Origin of the sequence: Paenibacillus sp. OT2-17 (assembly GCF_009827695.1) — a bacterium.
Classification (GTDB): domain Bacteria; phylum Bacillota; class Bacilli; order Paenibacillales; family Paenibacillaceae; genus Paenibacillus; species Paenibacillus polymyxa_B.
In genome coordinates, this window is sequence record NZ_WUDQ01000188.1 from 1 (window position 1) to 6,424 (window position 6,424).

At 41.2% G+C, this 6,424-nt stretch carries 1 protein-coding gene; it reads right to left on the bottom strand.

Going from position 1 to position 6,424, the window contains the following annotated elements; genetic code table 11:
- Positions 1-6,424: type I polyketide synthase (locus tag GRP75_RS16835; RefSeq protein WP_160789859.1), on the bottom strand; the 6,424-nt coding region annotated here is incomplete at both ends.

A 6,424-nucleotide genomic window follows, 5' to 3' on the forward strand; every position in this document is an offset into this window, starting at 1 on the left:
CAGACGTGTAGCATATTCCATCCATAATATTATATTATGACCATCTGGTATCAACTGGAATGTTAGGTCAAATTTTGATGTTTTACTTTCAACCGGATATTTGGAATACTTTAATACACCACGATGTTCCATAATATGCTCATCAGAAGGAACAATATTAAACATAACAGTAAATAAAGGATTTCTGCTTGAATCTCTCTTTACGTTAAGTTTTGTCACAAACTGATCAAACCTGTATTCCTGATTTTCATATGCTTCTAAGGAGCTTTCTTTTACTTCTTCCAAGAACTCAGTAAAGGCCTTATTTCCCTCTGGGAAATTCCTTAATGCCAGGGTATTTATAAACATCCCCAGTATTCTTTCAGTATCAAAATGAGTTCTTGCCGCTATAGGAGTACCAATAATTATGTCTTCCTGTCCTGAGTATTTATACATTAGTGTATTTAATGCCGCAAGAAGTATCATATACACGGTGGCTCCTGTTTGGGAGGAAAGTACATTTAATTTATCCATCAAATGACTGTCTAAATCAAATAGCAACCTATTTCCTTCAAAGCTTTGAAGGACAGGCCTAGGATAATCTGTAGGCATATCAAGGATAGGAATTTCACCCTTGAACCTATTAAGCCAGTATTCTTCCTGCTTTTTGTAAACCTCAGTGCTAAACAAGCCATTCTGCCACTGGGCAAAATCCTTATATTGCACCTCCATTGCCGGAAGGCTTTCACCACTTAATATAGAAACTATTTCATCAAAAGTCCTGATTATTGAAGTTCCATCCGAGACTATATGATGTACATCAAGCAAAAGTATTTGCCTGCTAGCATGGATTTCTATAAGACCTACTCTTATTAAGGGTGCTTTGCTTAAATCGAACGGTCTTACAAATTCATCGATTATTTTCTCTACTCCGTCTTCCTCAGACTCAAAATATTCTATAGTAAAATCAACTTCATCTTGTATCCTTTGCACAAGCTCCCCATCAATCATCTCAAAGGATGTCCTAAATGCTTCATGCCTTTGTATCAATGTTTTTAATGCTTCCCCAAGGGCAACCCTTTCAATCCCACCTTCAAATAAAATTCCCACAGGTATGTTATACCCAATGTTGTTACCCTCAAGATTATTAATGATATACATCATCTTTTGTGCAGATGAGGTTTCATAGTACTCTTTTTCAGAGACTTTAGGTATTCTTTCAAGCTCAGCCTTACCCATATTTAGGGAATCCTGTTCTGAAATCTTTCCCGATTCGTATAGCTTTGATATCATTTGCTCGGAAAGATCGTATATGCTGGAACCCTTAAGAAGTTCTACTATGGAAACAGGTGTTTTAAAGGCAACCTCCATCCTGTTTTTTATTTCGGTGGCCATTAATGAATCCATCCCAAAAACAGTTAGTGGTTGTTTGGTACTTAGATCCTCAGGATTATAACGCAAAACCTTCGCTACTATTGTTTTAATATGCATTTCAACGATATTCTGCCTGCTCTGTATTGGAGATGAAATAATATCCTCCAGGATATCAACATCCACCTTTGATTTATTTATATTCTCTTGTTGTCCTGACTCATCTTGCAAAAGAGTTTTAAGCACATGTGGAGAACTCATGGGTGAGAACCATTTTTCCCCAAACGTTTGCCACGAGAGTATAGGTAGAACCACAGACTGTGCAACAGCTTCTCCAACAAGGTGCTCCATAGCCCTAATTCCCTTTTCTACCGTTACAGATTCTATGGATTTTTGTATATAATACTCCGGATCACGTTCCATAAACCTTGCAGCCATTCCAACCTCTGACCATGGTCCCCAATTGATACTCAGTGCAGGAAGTCCTCTCGATAAACGGTAATGTGCAAGTGAGTCCAAAAAGGCATTCCCAGTTGCATATGCTCCCTGGCCTGGTGAACCAAATACAGAAGCAACTGAAGAAAATAAAATAAAGAAGTCAATAGGCCGTCCCTCTGTCATACGGTGAAGGTTCCATGCACCATTTACCTTAGGCGAAAGGACCCTATAAAAAGTCTCATCTTTACTAACCTCAAGAAATTGATCATCCGTAATACCAGCAGAATGTACAACACCTCGAATAGGAGGCCTTTCTTCCTTATCAAAATCTTTAAAAAATCCAGCAAGCTTTTCCTCATCAGTTACATCCACTGATCCAATATATACTGTTGCCCCCTGGGACTCCAGCTTACGAACAAACTCAATCCTCTCTGCAAGGCTGCTGCCTGGCTCTACATTGTTCCATTCAGAACGTTTTGGAAATTCTCCGCGTCCAAGCAGTACCAGATGTCTTGCTCCCTTGGCAACCATCCACTGGGCTGTAATCATACCTATGCCACCAAAAGCACCTGTAATAACATAACTTCCATCGGGGCGAAGATGTACGGGTACTTGATGCTGCATATCAATCCGCAGTTTATCGATTCTTGCTGCAAGTCTATTCCCATTACGGAAAGCAATTTGGTTCTCTCCATTACCTAAGACTTCTTTTAACAGCATTTCCATTTCACCCACATTGGCCTCTATGTCAAGGTCTACAAGGCCTCCCCAATTTGAAGGCAACTCATGGTAACCTATGACGGTGCCAAGGCCCCATACCAACGACTGTAAGAATGCAGAATTTGGAGTAGCCCTGTTGATCATTTGGGCTCCTCTTGTAATAACCCACAGCTTAAAATTTAATCCCAGATTTGTGGTTGCTTGTACCAGGTGTTTTAATACAAACAGGTTTTCAAAACAAGCTTTTTCTATAGCTGTATTGCTAACTTCCTGGATCTCAAGGATATTGAGGCTCCACATATATACAATACCTGTTAGCTTCGTTTTAATTTTTGAGAATTCATCAAACAACGCTCTAAGATCCTCAATGCTTCGAGGGTTTATATATATCTCACGCTCTTCATACTCCCAACCAAAATTCTCACCAGGATATACCATAAAGCATTCTTCTCCCCTTTTTTCAAGGAGATTTGCCAGTTCTTTTCCTGCTGCTTTATGATCCACAAAAATAAGCCATGCTCCAGAGTTAGCAGCAGCTGTGCGGGTATCAACTTCTTCACTTTTTAGAAGCTCCCAGTTTATCTCATAAAGATAATCCTTAACTCTTCCAGCATCAGACCCTCCACTATCTCCAAGTTCCTTAGTTCTTATGCCCAGTATTTCGGCGATTAGATTTCCGTCCTCACTATATAGACGGATGTTGGCGTTCAAATTATTATCTTTCCTATCTACCATCTGCGTATGACAAAGCATGACAGGCTCCGGCCTTCCATAAAGCTGCACCCTGTCTATTCCTACAGGTAGGAATGATTGGCCTTCGTTATTTTCATCTTCATTAAGTGGTGCAACTGCCGCAATGGTAACCTGGAAACAGGCGTCCAATACCGCCGGGTGAAGACCGTAGATAGAGCTATCAATCTCCAGTATTTTAGGGATCTCGATCCTGCCAAGAGCTTCGTTATCACCTTTCCATATCTTGTCTATACCTTGGAAATAAGGACCATAATGGAAACCCATTTGATAGAAGGTTTTATAACATACTTCTTTTCCGTATTCTTTGGTACAATTGCCAAGTATTTGAATCAACTCATCTTTAGCAGTGATCTTTATGTTTTGCCGTTTTCTTATTGTGCCGGATGCATTGCATGTCCAAGTCTTATCTTGTCCCGGTATCCTGCTTGAAATCTCGAATTTTGCGGTTTTTGGATCCAAAACCACCTGCACCACAGGTGATACTCCTTGATTTAAAAATAAAGCATTTTCAAACTTTATATCTTCAACTGTATAAAAACCCTCTCCAAAATAGCTTCTGGCACAAGCCATTCCCAGCTCTACATACCCTGCTCCGGGGAAAACTTCTATACCTTGTATTTTATGATCAGAAAGATACGTCATATAGGTAGTATTAAGTTCAATCTCCCATATAGGGCTGGAAGTTTTCAAACGGCGTCCTAAAAACTTGTGCTTATTTTTTCCCTGCCTAAATTCACTTGATTCCTGCGTTTCCATCCAGTATTTATCCCATTGCCATGGATAAAGAGGGAGACTTACAAACTCACCTTGGTACCGGTAAATCTTGTTCCAATCTATAGGGTATCCCAGTGCATATAGATTCCCTAAGTTCTCCAGTATTGAAACCTGTTCGTTTTCATTTCTTTTTATAGAGAACAACTTCTTACCTTCAACGTTTTTAGCTGACAGACAATCAGAAATAGAAGCTGCTAAAACAGGGTGAGGGCCCACCTCAATAAATAAGTTATAATTCAACGAAATCATTTCATACATTGCTACTTCAAAACGTACCGGCTCTCTTACATTTTTATACCAGTAATGTCCATCACACTCTGTACCCGTCAGCATTTTCCCTGTAACCGTGGAATATATCGGTATCCCGGCAGGCTGGGACTTTATTCCTTTTAATGCCTCCAATAGCTCCTGCTCATATGGTTCCATTTGGTAACTGTGATACGCTACATTGACCTTTAAAAGCCGCGCAAAAACCCCCTTATCCTGCAACTGTTTTTGGATCTGCTCAAGGGCATCAGGATCACCTGACAAAGTTACCGAATTTGGGCTATTGATTGCTGCCATTGAAACACCTTTTATGTTCTCATCCAGCAGGGCCACAACTTCTTTTTCTGGTAAACCTACCGCCAGCATTGTGCCCTTGTTTACTGCTTTTTGCTGTGCACGGCTTCTGTGAATACTTACCAACATGGCATCTTCAAGGCTGTAAATTCCTGCAACATATGTAGAAGCCACTTCTCCAACACTGTGTCCTACCACCGCATGGGGTATAATACCCAAGGATTTCCATACTTCAGTCAAACCCACCTGAACAGCAAAATTGGCAGGTTGAGCAAACTGGGGCTGGTCCAGACGTGAATTCTCCTCATCGGCGAGAAGTTCCTCCAGTAGAGACCATCCAGCATACTGACGTGTAAGTTTATCGCATTTTTCTATCATATTTCTAAACACAGGGTCTTTTTCAAGGAGCTGTCTGCCCATAGCCCACCATATGGGCCCCATACCTGTATATACAAAAACAGCTTTATTGTACTTTCCTGCCTCAACATTTCCCGCAGACATCCCCTGGCGTGCTTGTCCTTTAATATACGCTTCCAGGTTTCCTGCAAGTTCTTCCTTTGAAGATGCCGAAACCGCTAGTCTATAGTCATGATGGGTGCGCTTTTTGCTCATCATGCTTCCAATATCATATAAAGAAATACTTTCTCCACTTCCATTAATAAAATCAACATACTTTTGCGCATAGTTTTTTAGCGCCTTTTCTGAGCGCGCAGATATGGGAATCATATATGGCCATCCGGTATTTACATTAACTTCAGGAGTACCCTCTTTTTGGAGATCTGTAGCTTCCTCCAAGAGGATATGGGCATTTGTTCCTCCAAAACCGAATGAATTTATGCCAACCAATGCGGGTTGCGGCAAAGGCTCCAGGGTCTGAGGAATTCGTATACATAAATCGTCAAAGGGAATTTTAGGGTTTGGATTCTTAAAGTGCAGATGTGGAGGTATTTGCTTATGCTTTATGATTAGTGAAGCTTTTATCAGTGCGGCAACTCCTGCAGCGGCCTCAAGGTGGGCAATGTTTGTCTTAACAGATCCGACAATACACTTTTTATCTTTTGGCCTGTCTGTTGAAACCACTCGTGCTATTGCATTAGCCTCAATAGGGTCTCCAACCGGAGTGCCGGTGCCGTGAGCTTCAATATATGTTATATCTGAAGGTGATATTCCTGCCTTTTTGTATACCTCCTTCATTAAGTTTTCCTGAGCCTGCCCGTTTGGAACAGTAATCCCGTCTGTGTGGCCGTCCTGGTTTACACCCGATCCACTTATTACGGCATAAATCCTATCTCCGTCTTCGATAGCATCTGACAGGCGTTTTAAAACCACAACGCCGGCTCCTTCTCCTCTTGCATAACCGTTTGCACTGGAATCGAAAGTTTTGCACCGTCCATCGGGAGATAAAAAACCACCCTTACTTTCCGCTATGGTATACTCAGGTGTAGCTATAACACTTACTCCGCCTGCTATTGCGAGATTACATTCATTATTCAATAAACTCCCGCATGCAAGGTGTGTTGCAACCAAAGAGCCCGAACACGCTGTATCTACAGACAAACTTGGACCTCTGAAATCATATATATATGAAATCCTGTTGGACAACATTGTCATCATCATACCCGTTGCCGAATGTGTATCTAAACTTTCAACCGATTCGTTTTTAAATTGTATTGCTTGATAGTCAAGGGTGAAGCCCGCTACAAAGACACCGGTATTGGTTCCTGCTAGCTTGGCCGGATCCAAGCCTCCATCTTCCATTGCTTCCCATGATGTCTCCAGCATCAGTCTTTGCTGTGGATCAAGAAAGGCCGCTTCCCTTGGAGAAATA